This window comes from Frankia nepalensis (assembly GCF_016786325.1).
Lineage (GTDB): Bacteria > Actinomycetota > Actinomycetes > Frankiales > Frankiaceae > Pseudofrankia > Pseudofrankia nepalensis.
Map to the genome: position 1 here is coordinate 1 of NZ_JADWYU010000242.1, position 14,276 is coordinate 14,276.

Annotated in this window: 16 protein-coding genes; 5 read left to right on the top strand and 11 right to left on the bottom strand. The window is 74.1% G+C overall.

All coding sequences use genetic code 11. The annotated features are described in order from the left end of the window. Positions 1-311: hypothetical protein (locus I6A81_RS44400; RefSeq protein ID WP_238429971.1), on the top strand; the 311-nt coding region annotated here is incomplete at its 5' end. Positions 312-426: 115 nt separating this feature from the next. Here the strand turns inward: I6A81_RS44400 and I6A81_RS37485 are convergent. Both I6A81_RS37485 and I6A81_RS37490 read right to left on the bottom strand, forming a co-directional pair. Beyond that, entirely contained in the window at positions 427-1,221 is a 795-nt protein-coding gene (locus tag I6A81_RS37485) for an alpha/beta fold hydrolase (protein ID WP_203005474.1), read from the bottom strand. A gap of 29 nt (positions 1,222-1,250) precedes the next feature. Continuing rightward, positions 1,251-1,634, bottom strand: a complete 384-nt coding sequence (locus tag I6A81_RS37490; RefSeq protein WP_203005473.1) for a VOC family protein — start codon at positions 1,632-1,634, stop codon at positions 1,251-1,253. A gap of 56 nt (positions 1,635-1,690) precedes the next feature. On the opposite strand from I6A81_RS37490, the gene I6A81_RS37495 reads away from it, so the two are divergent. Then, positions 1,691-2,356, top strand: coding sequence for a TetR/AcrR family transcriptional regulator (locus tag I6A81_RS37495; RefSeq protein ID WP_203005472.1), 666 nt, complete (start codon positions 1,691-1,693; stop codon positions 2,354-2,356). A 243-nt stretch (positions 2,357-2,599) separates the two neighbouring features. Then, positions 2,600-2,782 carry a hypothetical protein gene (locus I6A81_RS37500; RefSeq protein WP_203005471.1) on the top strand — a complete coding sequence of 61 codons (183 nt, stop codon included), beginning with the start codon at positions 2,600-2,602 and terminating at the stop codon, positions 2,780-2,782. A gap of 53 nt (positions 2,783-2,835) precedes the next feature. On the opposite strand, the gene I6A81_RS37505 is transcribed toward I6A81_RS37500, so the two are convergent. Then, complete coding sequence (locus I6A81_RS37505; RefSeq protein ID WP_203005470.1) at positions 2,836-3,036, bottom strand: hypothetical protein; 201 nt, start codon at positions 3,034-3,036, stop codon at positions 2,836-2,838. 383 nt (positions 3,037-3,419) lie between these two features. On the opposite strand from I6A81_RS37505, the gene I6A81_RS37510 reads away from it, so the two are divergent. Further along, the gene (locus tag I6A81_RS37510) at positions 3,420-3,674 is read left to right on the top strand and encodes a type II toxin-antitoxin system Phd/YefM family antitoxin (RefSeq protein WP_203005469.1); all 255 of its coding nucleotides are present in this window, start codon (positions 3,420-3,422) and stop codon (positions 3,672-3,674) included. Continuing rightward, positions 3,671-4,102: a type II toxin-antitoxin system VapC family toxin gene (locus I6A81_RS37515; RefSeq protein WP_203005468.1), complete on the top strand. Its 432-nt coding sequence runs from the start codon at positions 3,671-3,673 to the stop codon at positions 4,100-4,102. The genes I6A81_RS37510 and I6A81_RS37515 overlap by 4 nt, the downstream gene beginning before the upstream one ends. Positions 4,103-4,162: 60 nt before the next feature. On the opposite strand, the gene I6A81_RS37520 is transcribed toward I6A81_RS37515, so the two are convergent. The 8 genes from I6A81_RS37520 to I6A81_RS37555 all read right to left on the bottom strand — a co-directional run bounded on the left by I6A81_RS37520 (position 4,163) and on the right by I6A81_RS37555 (position 14,138). Then, positions 4,163-4,936: a LutC/YkgG family protein gene (locus I6A81_RS37520; RefSeq protein WP_203005467.1), complete on the bottom strand. Its 774-nt coding sequence runs from the start codon at positions 4,934-4,936 to the stop codon at positions 4,163-4,165. Continuing rightward, entirely contained in the window at positions 4,933-6,504 is a 1,572-nt protein-coding gene (locus tag I6A81_RS37525) for a LutB/LldF family L-lactate oxidation iron-sulfur protein (protein ID WP_203005466.1), read from the bottom strand. Before I6A81_RS37525 ends, I6A81_RS37520 begins: the two co-directional genes overlap by 4 nt. Next, entirely contained in the window at positions 6,501-7,289 is a 789-nt protein-coding gene (locus I6A81_RS37530) for a (Fe-S)-binding protein (RefSeq protein ID WP_203005465.1), read from the bottom strand. The genes I6A81_RS37525 and I6A81_RS37530 overlap by 4 nt, the downstream gene beginning before the upstream one ends. 11 nt (positions 7,290-7,300) lie before the next feature. Next, the gene (locus I6A81_RS37535) at positions 7,301-8,836 is read right to left on the bottom strand and encodes a rhamnulokinase (RefSeq protein ID WP_203005464.1); all 1,536 of its coding nucleotides are present in this window, start codon (positions 8,834-8,836) and stop codon (positions 7,301-7,303) included. 49 nt (positions 8,837-8,885) lie between these two features. Further along, complete coding sequence (locus I6A81_RS37540; protein ID WP_203005463.1) at positions 8,886-10,997, bottom strand: bifunctional aldolase/short-chain dehydrogenase; 2,112 nt, start codon at positions 10,995-10,997, stop codon at positions 8,886-8,888. Between the two features lie 55 nt (positions 10,998-11,052). Next, positions 11,053-12,552, bottom strand: a complete 1,500-nt coding sequence (locus tag I6A81_RS37545; RefSeq protein ID WP_238429969.1) for an L-fucose/L-arabinose isomerase family protein — start codon at positions 12,550-12,552, stop codon at positions 11,053-11,055. Positions 12,553-12,631: 79 nt separating this feature from the next. Continuing rightward, complete coding sequence (gene rhaI, locus I6A81_RS37550) at positions 12,632-13,792, bottom strand: L-rhamnose isomerase (protein WP_203005475.1); 1,161 nt, start codon at positions 13,790-13,792, stop codon at positions 12,632-12,634. 25 nt (positions 13,793-13,817) lie between these two features. After that, positions 13,818-14,138, bottom strand: a complete 321-nt coding sequence (locus I6A81_RS37555; protein WP_203005462.1) for an L-rhamnose mutarotase — start codon at positions 14,136-14,138, stop codon at positions 13,818-13,820. Positions 14,139-14,276 lie beyond the last annotated feature (138 nt).

The following is a 14,276-nucleotide window of genomic DNA, read 5'->3' on the forward strand; positions in this document are numbered from 1 at the left end:
ACTCCGGCACGCTCCCGGCCATCGCCACCACCCTCAGAGGGCGTGCCCACCCGCAACCACCTAACGCAACGGCATTGCGTCTAGATGGCCTTGTTGACGGCCCGAACGCCCTTGCGGCCCTTCCCTCGATCTTGCTGGGGTGGCTCGACCGCCGAACAGCGCACACATCCAATGATTACTGGCCGGTGGCGAGCTCGTCGGCTTCGTTGATCGTCAGATGCGTGCGCTATTCGGCGTCTTCTGTCCGTTTTGTCGCTGGACTTCGTACAGATCTGGTGATCTACCTAGGGGACCCGGCCGAGACGGCGTGAAGATCGGTGGTTGCGTACGCGGATCGGCGGTCGGGGACCGCGGACCATGATCTGTGAAGCACCTCCAGGCCACCAGGTCTGAGCCGAGAGGGCGCGCCCGGCGCGGTCGGACCGGTCAGGGAATGGGTGCCGGGGCCGGGAGGAGGCTGGCGAGGGCGGCGGGGGCCCGCAGGGGGAGCAGGTGGTTCTCGCCGGGGATGACGGTGGCGCGGGCGTCGGGGAGCATCGCGGCGAGGTAGTCGACGAGGCGGTGGGTGAAGACTGGGCTCTCGCCGCCGGCGACGAGATGGACCGGCTGCTCGATCCGGCGCGCCAGCTCCTCGTCGAAGTGCCACGCGACGAGCGAGGGCACCTCGCCGGCGAAGCAGTAGCCGCAGTCGCGTTCGGCGCGTTCCAGGCCGGTTCGGCCGAGGGCGGACTCGATCACGGACCGGTGCTCCGGTCCGCACAGCGCCGCCAGGAAGGTGTCGAAGGCGGTGCGCAGGTCGCCCTGGGCGGCGGCGCCCATCGCCGCGCCCAGGGGAGGGCCGATCACAGCGGCGACCGCCGCCCGGTCCTCCGGCGGCAGGAGCGGGTCGATCAGCGGCGGCTCGACGAGGACGAGCTCGCCGACCAGCTCCGGGTGGTCGAGCGCCAGCTGTAGCGCGACCACGCAGCCGGAGGAGTGCGCGAGCACCCGGGCGCGCTCGATCCCGAGGCGGCGCAGCAGGTCCGCGCACTCGGCGGCGTGGTCGGCCACCGACAGCGGCTCGGCGGGTGCGGGGTCCGAGTACCCGGTGCGGGTGACGCGGATCCGCCGCAGGCCGGCGACGGCTGGCTCGCGCTCGAACGGGACGAACCAGTCGGCGAAGACCGCTGCGTGGATCAGGACGATCGGCTCGCCGTCGCCGCCGGAGTCGGTGTGTCGCATGGGGATTCTCCTTCTCGGTCGATGGTCGGTCAGCCGGCGTAGAGACGGATCTCTATGCCGTCGGGGTCGTGGAGGCCGACGAGGACGGTGCCGCCGCGGTGGCCGGTGACGAGGCCGCCGTGCTCCTGGCCGAGGGCGGCCAGGTGGTCGGCCCAGGCCTGGACGCCGTCCCGGGTCGGGACGCCGAGCGCGACGAGGTCGAAGCCGGCGAGGGCGGCGGCGCGCTCGGGGTCGTGCCGCAGCGCGATCTGGGTGGAGCCGTCCGGGGCCGCCAGGGCGACGCCACGCAGTTCGTCGTCCTCGGTGAACTCGATCGCCACCTCCAGCCCGAGCACCCGCCGGTACCACTCGCTGCTCGCGTGGACGTCGCTGACAGGGATCTTCACGTGGTGGATCGGTGCGAGCTCGGGCATGGCTCCTCCTTTGACTAGAGTCGACTCTAGCAAGTCACTAGAGTAACCTCTAGCGAGTGGGCAGTCCCGTACACGACAGGCCGAGTCGGGCCGAGAAGACCAGGCAGACCAGGCGGCGGATCGTGGCCGCGGCGGCGGACCTGTTCCTCGACCAGGGCTACGGCGCGACGACGCTCGACCAGGTCGCGGCGCGCGCGGGCGTCGCCGTGCAGACCGTCTACTTCCACTTCGGGAACAAGGCGACGCTGCTCAAGGAAGCGCTCGACGTGGCCGCCGTCGGCGACGACGAGCCGGTCGCGCTCCTCGACCGGCCGTGGCTCGAGGAATTGGCCGCCGAACCCGACCCGGTCCGGGTGATCGAGCTCTGGACGACCGGCGGCCTCGAGATCATGGGGCGGGTGGCGCCGCTGCTCGCCGTCGTCCGCGGCACGGTCGGCACCGATCCCGACCTCGCGGCGCAGTGGGACGTGAACGAGGGCCAGCGCCGCACCGCGTTCCGCGCCCTCGCCGGCCTGCTCGCCGACCGCGCGGCGCTGCGCCCGGGACTCACCGTCGAGGACGCCGCCGATCTCGCCTTCCTGATCACCAGCGCCGAGAACTACCTGGTCGCGACGGGCACGCTCGGCTGGTCGCCGCAACGGTGGCGGAGCACCACGGCCACGCTGCTCGCCCGGGCACTGCTCGGCGATGATGACGCGGCGGTGGTGACGCGGCGGTGGTGAGGTAACCAGCGATTGGCGCGTCACAGAAGGTATGAGCGGCATCGACGATCCTGACCACGGCGATCCCGCCGCCGACGAGGAGCCTCGCTGGCCGGCCTACCTCTGGGCTGCCGCGGTCCTCGCCGTTGGGTACCTCACCGCCTTCGCCGTCTCGTACGCGACGGCCGCCCCGCGCACCCGAGGGGCAGCGCGACGGGATCGCCTTTTGCTGCTCCCTGCACGGCCACGACACGGTGGGTCTTGATGTTCGTCGTGCTGGGGGTCCCGGCCCTCACCGGGGCGTTCGTGTTTACCGCTGTCGTCCTGTACCTGCTTCAGCGCGCCCCGTCGTTCCGCGAGCTCCCCGCGTTCGGCCAGGCACTGTGGGCGCTGGCCATGGCCGGCGGGGTGGCCCTTCTGCTCGGCGGCGCCCTGCTAGGCCGGTAGGTCCGGCCGCTCTTGGCGGCGGCGGCCCGAGCGGCCCGAGGCCGCGAGAGCCGTCAGAGATCGTCGGTGTGCAGCTGCCGGCTTCCCGGCCCCGTGAACGGCTCGGCGATGCCGTCGGCGTATCGGCGGCCAGCGTCGCGGGCGGCCCAGTCGACGGTGTACAACCAGCTGGTCGGTGGCCTGACGGCTCGGCGGGCGCCGCCGGCGCCCGGTTCGCCCGTAGCGCCGGATGCCTCCGATGGTCCACTGGGCATCGCTGGTTCCTCCCGCCGGTCGTCGTGCCTGTGGTCAGCGTGTGCTCGGACCCTTGGGGATGACTGAAGACCTCCTGTGGACCCGTGACCGCAAGATGTCGGCAAGCGGACGCAATCGTGCCAGCACCCCTCTTCGCCGCGAACAAAGAGTCGTCCTACCCCCGCCGTGACCGTCAGGTGTGCGGGGCCGTGCTCGCGTCTGGAGCCGTTCCCGAGACCTCGCAGGTCCGGCATGTCCGGTTGACGCCGATCTGAAGGTCAGGGAGAGTTCACCTCGGCAGTGTCTGAGCCGACAGTGATGGGTCGGCCAGGGTAAAGGCTGGACTTGAGGGGCGCCTGTGGTCACAATGATCTATGAAGATGTAGCCACACAGGAGGCGACGGTGGACGTCGGTATCCGCGAGCTGCGCGACAACCTGAGCCGCCACCTCGCCGCGGTGCGCGCGGGTCACACACTGACCATCACTGACCACGGCCGGGCGATCGCCCGCCTCGTACCTGTCGCGGAGCCCACGCCCCTCGAGCAGCTGATCGCCGAGGGCGTGGTGGAACCTGCCCAGTCGCGCACCCGTAGGACGCCCAGGCCGGTGGCGGCGCGCGGCTCGGTCAGCGGCCTCGTCAGCGAGCAGCGCGGATGATCTGCTATTTCGACACCTCTGCGTTCGTTTCGCTGCTGGTCGACGAGCCAGGCACGGCCGCGGCCACGCGGCTCTGGGAAGCAGCCGACCGCGCGGTGTCGTCGAGGCTGCTCTACGTCGAGGCCGCCGCTGCTCTCGCGCAGGCGAGGCGGCTCGGGAAGCTCAACAAGTCCGCCCATGAGACAGCGCTCACCTGTTTGGACGAGCTGTATGCCAATGTCGATGTCGTGGCCGTGAACGACCGCGTGGTGGCGAGAGCGGCGACACTCTCGCGACAGCTGTCGTTGCGCGCCTACGACGCGGTGCACTGCGCGGCCGCGCAGATGCTGGCGTCGGACGATCTCGTGATCGCCAGCGGCGACAAGAGTCTCCTCATCGCCTGCCGAACCCTCGGTCTGGCTACGGCGGACACCAGCGTTTCGGTGTAGACCTCCACGCCTTTCGATTTCGATGTGTTGGCGTGGCTGGTCCGCCGGACCGGCGTGGAGTCAGCTGACGAGGATTACCTCAAGGGTTCGGGGGCCGTGGACGCCCTCGACTCGGTTGAGCTCGATGTCGCTGGTGGCGCTGGGGCCGCTGACCCAGGTCTGCGGCCTCGCGGCGGCCCCGGTCGTGACGAGGCGGGCGATGGCGTCCGGGACGCCGGCGACGACCTGGTCGGCGCGGACAACCACCAGGTGGTAGTCGGGGACCAGGGACAGCGCGCGGCGGCCCTGCCCCGGGCCGCCGTCGAGGATGATCGTCCCGGTCTCGGCGATCGCCAGCGCGCAGCCGGTGAGCACGCCGTCGGCCGCGTCCAGCTCCCCGGCGGTCAGCGCCGGCTCGTCGTCCACCGCCTCGACCCCGGCCGCGCCGGCCAGCCAGCCTGGCGGCAGCCCCGGCGGCCGGACCAGACGTCGGACCCCGCGGTCGGCGAGCGCGGCGGCCACGGCGGCCGCGATCGCGTTCCCGCCGCCCGCCTTGCCAGCGTCGACCCAGTCCGCCCCATCGGCGCCGGCTCCGCTGGTGACGGCCCCGTCGCCGGTCGCCGTGTCGAGGCGGACCCGGCGGACGAGCGCGTGGTAGTCGACGAGCCTGCGGGACAGCAGGTCCAGCGAAGCCTGCCGGGGCGCGTCCGCCGCGAGGCTCGGCGAGCCCGCGCCGGCGGTCCGGTAGTCACGGCCGACCGGCGCGGGTGACGGCCGGTCGGCGAGCGCGGACCTGACGCGGGCGAGGATCTCCGCCCGGGCGTCGCCGGCCGGTCGCGGCGTGGCCTGGCTCATCGCTGCCCCTCCCGCAAGGACCCGAGGCCGTCGCCAGCCTGGCGGCGCGACCAGCGGTCGCGGAAGCTCTCGGCCGGAGGGACCGGCAGGTCGCGGCTGGTGGTCCAGGAGGCGAGCGGCGGTGGCAGCCGGCCGATCGCGCCGCGGCGGCGCCCGAGCAGCCGGCCGAGCCGGGCCGCGCGCAGCGCGCGGGCCCAGCGGCCCGGCTTCGCCATCGTCCAGGCGGCCGCGGCCATCACGGCCCGCTCGGCGCTCGGCGGGCGGCCGGTGCCGCGGCCGGCGTCGACGACCCTGGCGCGCAGGTGGACGAGCATCGACGGGATGTCGATCGCGACCGGGCAGGCGTCCAGGCAGGCGCCGCACAACGTCGACGCGTACGGCAGCGACGGGTTGTCGGTGACGCCGGCGAGCTGCGGGGACAGCACCGCGCCTATCGGGCCGGGGTAGACCGACCCGTAGGCGTGGCCGCCGGTCCGCTCGTAGACCGGGCAGACGTTCAGGCAGGCCGCGCACCGGATGCAGCGCAGCGCCGCCCGCCCGGCCGGGTCCGCCAGCGTAGCCGTCCGGCCGTTGTCGAGCAGGACCAGATGGAAGGCGCGCGGCCCGTCACCCGGCGCCACACCGGTCCACATCGACGTGTACGGGTTCATCCGCTCGCCGGTCGCCGAGCGGGGCAGCAGCTGGAGGAAGACCTCCAGGTCGCGCCACGTCGGGACGATCTTCTCCAGGCCCATGACGGTGATGAGCGTGTCCGGGAGGGTGAGGCACATCCGCCCGTTGCCCTCGGACTCGACGACGCAGAGCGTGCCGGTCTCGGCGACGGCGAAGTTCGCCCCGCTGATGGCGACCTTCGCGGACAGGAACCGCTGCCGCAGGTGGGCCCGCGCGGCCTCGGCGAGCGCCCGCGGCTCGTCGGTCAGGCCGTCCGGCGCGGGGACGCCGCCGGCCGCGCCCATCTCCCGCGCGAAGATGTCGCGGATCTCGGCGCGGTTGCGGTGGATCGCCGGGACGACGATGTGACTGGGCCGGTCGTGGCCGAGCTGGACGATGAGCTCGGCCAGGTCGGTCTCCCAGGCGGCGATGCCCGCGTCGGCGAGCGCCTCGTTCAGGCCGATCTCCTGGGTCGCCATCGACTTGACCTTGACGGCCTCCGTCGCGCCGGTCGCGCGGACGAGGTCGACGACGATCCGGTTCGCCTCCACCGCGTCGCGCGCCCAGTGGACCACTCCGCCGCGCGCGACCACCTGCTCCTCGAGTCGCGTCAAATAGTCGTCCAGGTGCGCGAGCACGTCGTCCTTGATCGCGGCGCCGGCGGCGCGCAGGCGGTCCCAGTCGTCGAGCTCGGCGACGACACCCGCCCGCCGCGCGCGGATCGTGCCCGTCGCCTTCCCGAGGTTGTGGCGCAGCTGCGCGTCGGCGAGCGCCCGGCGGGCCGCCGCCGGGAACGGCTCGTCGCCGCGCAGCATTCCCACGCCGCGCGGCGCCGTCGGCGGGACCACGGCCGGCAGCCCCAGGAACGTCGCCGAGGAGGCCTGGCCGGCGTCCGGCCGGACCGCTGGCCGGGTCATCGGACCGCCCGCGCGGCGGCGGAGACGGCGGTGGCGGCCACGGGTGGCCCGGCGGCCGGCGCCGTGGACGCGAGGATCTCCGCCAGGTGGACGGGGCGGACGCCGGCGCGCAGCCGGGACAGGCCACCGCCGATGTGCATGAGGCACGACGAGTCCCCGGCGGTCACGACCTCGGCGCCGGTGGACAGCACGTCGCGCATCTTGTCGGCGAGCATCGCCGTCGAGGTGTCCGCGTTCTTCAGCGCGAACGTGCCGCCGAAGCCGCAGCACGCCTCGGCGGCGGGCAGCTCCACCAGCTCCAGGCCGGCGACCGCGCGCAGCAGCCGGGTCGGCGCGTCGCCGACCCGCAGCAGCCGCAGCGAGTGGCAGGTCGGGTGATAGGTGACCCGGTGCGGGTAGTGGGCCCCGACGTCGGTCACGCCGAGCACGCCGACCAGGAACTCCGACAGCTCGTAGGTGCGGGCCGCGAGGTCCGCGGCGGCCGCGGCCAGCGCCGCGTCGCCGGTCGCCTCGGCGAGCGCCGGGTAGTGGTGGCGCACCAGCCCGGCGCACGACCCGCTCGGCGCGACCACGGCCTCGTAGCCCGCGAACGCGGCGACGTGCCGGCGGACCAGCGGCAGCGCCTCACGGGCGTAGCCGGTGTTGACGTGCATCTGGCCGCAGCAGGTCTGCGCCAGCGGCACGTCGACCTCGTGACCCAGGCGTTCCAGCACCGCCACCGTCGCGTCGCCCACGTCGGGGAACATCCCGTCGACCAGGCAGGTCACGAACAGCCCGATCCGCATCGCTCAGCTCCTCATCGCGCGTCGCCGCGCCACGGCGGGCCCGGCACGAGGACCGCCCCGCTCCTCGTTGGTTCGTACCGCGTCGGCGGGGCCGTCGCGCGGATCAGCGCGCGCAGCGCTTCCAGACTGACGCCACCGCCACCGCCACCGCCACCGCCTCCGGCCCCGCCCCTGTCGCCGGGCCGCGGCGCGCCCAGGGCCCCGTGGGCGCGGGCCTGGACCAGCGCGTTGCCGAGCGCCGTGGCCTCCGCCGGGCCGGCGAGTACCGGCAGGCCGAGCGCGTCCGCGGTCAGCTGGCACAGCAGCGTGTCGCGGGAGCCGCCGCCGACGAGGTGCACGACGTCGACGCGCCGGCCGGACAGCCGTTCGGCGGCGCGCACCGTGCGGGCGTAGGCGGCCGCGAGGCTGTCCAGGACGCAGCGGACCGTCTCGGCCGGGGTCCGCGGCGCGCGCCACCCGGCGGCCCGGGCGGCGGCGGCGACGCGGGCCGGCATGTCGCCGGGTGGCAGGAACTCCGGGGCGTCCGGGTCGACGACCGGGCCGCCGGCCGGCAGCGCCGCCGCCTGACCCAGCAGGTCGGCCAGCGCCCACCGGTGCCCGGCACGCTCCCAGGCCCGCAGGCACTCCTGCAGGATCCACAGGCCCATCACATTGTGCAGGTAGCGGACCCGGCTGTCGACGCCGGCCTCGTTGGTGAATCCGGCGGCGCGGCTGTCCTCGGTCAGCACCGGGGCGTCGAGCTCGACGCCGACCAGCGACCAGGTGCCGCACGAGATGTACGCCCAGCTCTCGCCGTCGGCGGGGACGCCGGCGACGGCGGACGCGGTGTCGTGCGAGCCGACCGCCGTGACCGGCGTCCCGGCGGCGAGCCCGGTCTCCTCGGCCACCTCGGGGCGCAGCCCGCCGACGACCGTGCCCGGGGTGACCAGCGGCGGCAGGATCTCCGGCCGGATTCCGGCGAGCCGGGCGAGCGGCGCCGACCAGGCCCGGTCGGGCGTGCCGAGCAGGCCGGTCGTCGACGCGTTGGTCACCTCCGCTGCCCGCTGGCCGGTCAGCCAGTAGGTCAGCAGGTCGGGGATGAGCAGCAGGCTGGCTGCCGCGCCCAGCGCGCCCGGGCTCCCGGCGGACTCGGCGGCGAGCTGGTAGAGGGTGGTGAACGGCAGGTGCTGCAGTCCGTTGGCCGCGTAGAGCGCCGTCGGCGGGCACGCGGCGTGGACCGCGTTGACGACCGCCGGGCCGGTCCGGGCGTCGCGGTAGTGGTAGGGCAGGCCGAGCAGCCGGCCGGCGCCGTCGAGCAGGCCGTAGTCGACGGCCCACGAGTCGACGCCGATGCTGCGCGGCTGGCCGTGCGCCTCGCCGAGCGCCCGCAGCCCGGCGAGGACCTCGGAATAGAGGCGGCCGATGTCCCAGTGCAGCCCGTCGGGCAGCCGCAGCGGCGTGTTCGGGAACCGGTGCGCCTCGGCCGCCGCCAGCCGGCCGGGCTCGACGCGCGCGGCGAGCACCCGGCCGCTGGAGGCCCCGAGGTCGACGGCGGCGAACAGGCTCATCGCGCGTTTCCCGTCGGTGGCGGCGTGCCTGTGGACCTGGCCGGCGGGGTCAACGGAGGAAGGCGGCGGCGACGCCGGCGTCGACCGGGATGTGCAGGCCGGTGGTGTGGGACAGGTCGCCGGCCGTCAGCGCGAAGACGGCGTTCGCGACGTGCTCGGGCAGCACCTCCCGCCCCAGCAGGGTGCGCTTCGCGTAGAACGCGCCGAGCTCGGCCTCGGGGACGCCGTAGACCGCGGCGCGGCGCGCGCCCCAGCCGCCGGCGAAGATGCCGGAGCCGCGGACGACGCCGTCGGGGTTGACGCCGTTGACGCGGATGCCGTGTGCGCCGAGTTCGGCGGCGAGCAGCCGCACCTGGTGGGCCTGGTCCGCCTTCGCGGCGCCGTAGGCGATGTTGTTCGGGCCGGCGAAGACGCCGTTCTTGCTGGCGATGTAGACGATGTCGCCACCCAGCCCCTGCCCGGTCATGATCCGCGCCGCCTCCCGGGAGACCAGGAACGAGCCGCGCGCCATCACGTCGTGCTGCAGGTCCCAGTCGGCGGTCGTCGTCTCCAGCAGTGGCTTGGAGATCGACAGGCCGGCGTTGTTGACGACCAGGTCGACGCCACCGAACGCGAGCACCGCGGCGGCGAGCGCGCCGGCCACCTGCGCCTCGTCGGTCACGTCCGCGGCCACCGCCACCGCCCGGTCGGCGGAGCGGGCCGCGCCGGCGCCGATCTCGGCGGCCACCTTCTCGGCGGCGGCGCCGTCGCGGTCCGCCACCACCACGCAGGCGCCCTCGGCGGCCAGCCGCAGCGCGATCGCCCGGCCGATGCCGGAGCCGCCGCCGGTGACGAGGGCGACCCGGCCGGCGAGCGCGCGGGGCTTCGGCATCCGGGCGAGCTTGGCCTCCTCCAGCGCCCAGTACTCGATCCGGAACTTCTCCGCCTCGTCGATCGGGGCGTACGCCGAGACCGCCTCCGCGCCGCGCATCACGTTGATCGCGTTGACGTAGAACTCGCCGGCGACCCGGGCGGTCTGCTTGTCGGCGCCGAAGGAGAACATGCCGACGCCGGGCACGAGCACGATCGCCGGGTCGGCGCCGCGCATCGGCGGGCTGTCGGGGGTGGCGTGCCGCTCGTAGTAGGCGCGGTAGTCGTCCCGGTAGGCGGCGTGCAGCGCGCGCAGCCGGTCGACGACCTCCTCGAGCGGCGCGTCCGGCGGCAGGTCGAGCACGAGCGGGCGCACCTTGGTGCGCAGGAAGTGATCCGGGCAGGAGGTGCCGAGCGCGGCGAGGCGCGGGTGGCTCGCGTGCGCGAGGAAGTCGAGCACGACGTCGTCGTCGGTGAAGTGCCCGACCATCCGGCGGTCCGTCGAGGCGAGGCCGCGGATGACCGGGGCCAGCGCGGCGGCCCGCGCGCGGCGCTCGGCCGCCGGCAGCGGGCCGAAGCCGGCCAGCGGCGGGCCGAACGGTTCGGCCCGGCCGCGCTCGGCGAGGAACCGCGCCGCCGTCTGGATGATCTCCAGCGAGTTCGCCTCGCACTGGGCCGACGTGGCGCCCCAGGCGGTGATGCCGTGCCCGCCGAGGATCACGCCGATCGCGTCCGGGTGCTCGCGGGCGACGGCGGCGATGTCGAGGCCGAGGGAGAAGCCGGGCCGCCGCCACGGCACCCACACGACCCGGTCGCCGAAGCACTCGGCGGTCAGCCGCTCGCCGTCGGCCGCGGTCGCCAGCGCGATCCCGGCGTCGGGGTGCAGGTGGTCGACGTGGGCGGCCTCGACGAGGCCGTGCATGGCGGTGTCGATCGACGGGGCGGCCCCGCCCCGGCCGTGCAGGCAGTAGTCGAAGGCGGCGACCATCTCGTCCTCGCGGTCCTCGCCAGGGAAGACGTCGACCAGCGCGCGCAGCCGGTCCAGGCGCAGGACGGCGAGCCCGGCGGCGCGCAGCGTGCCGAGGTCGCCGCCCGAGCCCTTCACCCACACCAGCTCGACCGGGCCGCCGGTGACCGGGTCGGTCGCCCGGCCCTTCGCGGATGTGTTCCCGCCCGCGTAGTTGGTGTTGCGGGGGTCGGCGCCCAGCCGGTTGGACCGGCCGAGAAGCTCGTCGACGACCGTCGTGGCGTCGCCACCGGCCTCGCCGCCGGTCTCGCTGGCCGCGGCCGGTCGCGCTGGCTGCTCGCTCATCGCGTAGCGGGTCCCTTCGTTGTCCGTGGGGTCTGGCTCTGGTGGAAAGGGCGGGTCACGCGCCGCCGCCGGGTCCGACGACGACGAGCTCGATCCCGAGCAGGTCGGCGACGGCGGCGAGGTCGGCGACCCGGTGGCCCGTGCCGAGCGCCCAGTGGTGGTCGACGCCGGTGGCCGACCAGGCGTCGACCCACTCGCCGGGGTCGCGGCCGAAGTCGACCCGCGACGTCGTGTTGCCGATCTGCAGCAGCGGCCCACCCGTGACCGTGCCCTCGGCGGCGACGAACCGGAACGTGCCGTCGCGCAGCTGGCCGAGGCCGAACGCGGTCACCGGGCCGTGGGCGACGTCGAACTCGACGGACACGCCCCAGCCGCGCTTGCCGTGGTAGGTCCCGAGCCCCCGCAGCAGCGGCCGGCGGGCGCTGATCGCCAGGTGCGCCGGGCCGTCGTGGCCCATCTCGACGACGCCGTCGCGGAAGTTCAGCGCCTGGATCTCGGTGAACGACCCGCCGGCGCCGAGCCGGTCGAACATCAGCATGGCGAGGCTGGTGCGCAGCTCGTACTCGCCGCAGGCCGGGATGCCGCGCGCCGTGAGCAGCGACGCGCCGAGGATGAACCCGGCGCCGACGCGCTCGTGCGTCTCGCCGTCCAGGCCGCGGTGGTAGTAGGCGAGCGAGTCGAGCGCGAAGTCGTCGACCAGCCGGTCGAGCGCGACCGAGACCCGGGCGCCCCAGCGCAGGTCCTCGTCGACGACGGACGAGTCGAGGGTGAACGCCTCGCGGGCGAGCGCGACCCGGGCGTCGGTCTCGGCGCCGGTCACCTTCTCGACCCGGACGCGCAGGTCGTCGATCTCCAGGATCTCGACGTGCCCGCCGAGCTGGGCCGAGACGAGCGTCGGGTCGGTGGCGACGTCCATCATCCCGGGGTAGAGGTGGCCGAGCAGGCCGTGCCGGCCGGTGCGCAGCGCCGCGCGCACCCCGGCGGCTCGCACCCAGCGCTCGATCCGCGTCCACGCCCGTTCGTCGGCGAGATAGCCCGAGACGGACCGGAACTCGACGCCGCAGCGGCGGAACGCGTTCGCCATCTCGGGCAGCGGGCAGGCGCCGCAGTAGGCCAGCCAGTCGCCGGTGTCGAACGTGTCGTGGTCCATCGCCTCGGTCGGCTGCAGGTTGAGCAGGAGGACCGGGGCACCGGCGCGCTGGGCGATCGGGACCAGCATGCTCGCCGTCATGTAGGTGGTGAGGAAACCGACGATCAGGTCGCAGTCCGCGGCGCGCAGCCGGTCGGCGGCCCGCGCGCCCTCCCGCTCGTCCGAGATGAAGCCGACGTCGACGACCTCGCAGTCGAGCGCGGCGAGCCGGGCCGAGACCTCTCGCGCCGATGCCTGGAGCTTGGGCAGCAGCGCCGGGAACTGCGGCCAGTAGGCGCCGAGCCCGCCGGCCACCAGGCCCACCCTGGTCGGCCGGGGCGTGATCCGTGCCAGCTGGTCGGTGAGCCCCGTCGGACCGGGCGCGGCCGTGGCCGGCGTGCGGGTGCCGGTCGTCGTGGATGTCATGTCGGTTCCTCCTCCCGGGCCGGCTGGGCAGGCCCGGTCAGCGTTCCTGCTTCGCTTCGCCGCCCGCGTGCTCCTTCGCTCAGGCGCCCCAGCCGGCCTGCTGGCCGCCGGCCCGCTCGGCGATGATCCGCTCGGCGTAGCCGGACCGGCGGTAGGCGGCGGTCGGGTCGGGGTCGAGGCCCGACTCGGCGCGCAGGTCGGCGAGCAGCGGGCGCACGTCGGTGTTGTAGGCGTCCATCAGGACGGCGTTCGCGCCGAGGACGTCACCGGTCTGCTGGGCGGAGCGCAGCGCGTCCCGGTCCACGAGCAGCGCCTTCGCGGTCGCTTCCTGCACGTTCATCACGGAGCGGAGCACGGCCGGGATCTTCGGTTCAATGTTGTGACACTGGTCGAGCATGAACGCGATGTCGGGGCCGAGCGCGTCGGCGCGGGCGATCTCGTACATGATCCGGAAGAGCTGGAACGGATCCGCGGCCCCGGCCATCAGGTCGTCGTCCGCGTAGAACCGGGAGTTGAAGTCGAAAGCACCCAGCCGGCCGGCGCGCAGCAGAAACGCGACGATGAACTCGATGTTCGTGCCCGGGGCGTGATGGCCCGTGTCGATGCAGACGGCGGCCTTGGGTCCGAGCTCGACGCAGTGCGCGTAGGAGGTGCCCCAGTCGGGCACGTCGGTGGCGTAGAACGCCGGCTCGAACAGCTTGTACTCGAGCAGCATCCGCTGGCCCTGGCCGAGCCGGTCGTAGACCTCGCGCAGCGCCTCGGCCAGCCGGTCCTGCCGGTCGCGCAGGTCGTCCTGACCTGGGTAGTTCAGGCCGTCGGAGAACCACAGCTTCAGGTCACGTGACCCGGTGGCGTCCATGATGTCGACGCATTCCAGGAGATGCTGCACCGCCTTGCGCCGGACGCGTGGATCCGGGTTGGTGACGCTGCCGAGCATGTAGTCGGGGTCCTGGAAGACATTCGAGTTGATCGCGCCGATCCGGACGCCCTGGTCGTGGGCGTAGGCCGCGAGCCCGGCGAAGTCGTCGACCCGGTCCCAGGGGATGTGCAGGGCGACGCTGGGCGCGGTCCCGGTGAACCGGTGCACCTGCGCGGCGTCCGAGATCTTCTCGAAGGGGGTCCGGGGCACTCCCTGCTGCGGGAACACCTTGAACCTCGTCCCCGAGTTGCCGTACGCCCACGACGGCGTCTCGATGTGCAGCGAACGCAGCCCGGCTTTCACATCCGCGAGGTTCGACATCATCATCACGCTCCTTTGAGGAGGGTCAGTCGAGGTGGAAGACCTCGGTGAGCTGCTGCATGGCCTCGTCCGGGCCACGGCCGTCGATGCCGGTGAAGAACTCGGCCATCTCCTTCTGCCAGCGGGCGTTTACCTCGGTCGCGGCCATCGCCGCCTGTGCGGCCGCCAGGTCCGGCGACTCGACGTAACCGATGAGCAGGCCGTCGTCGCGCAGGAAGAGCGAGTAGTTGTGCCAGCCCGCCGCCCGCAGGGCGTCGAGCATCTCCGGCCAGACGGCGCGGTGGCGCTCGGTGTACTCGGCCAGGCGGTCCGGTCGGACCCGCAGGCAGAAGCAGTACCGCCGCACGGCGATCCTCCGTTCCGATCTCGCGCTCGAGGTGGTTCGCGCCCGGTTGCCGCGGCGGCTCCCGTCGCCGGGGGGGGGGCCCCCCCCCCCCCCCCCCGCCCCCCCGGGGGGGGGGGCCCCCCCCCCCCGCCCCCCCGC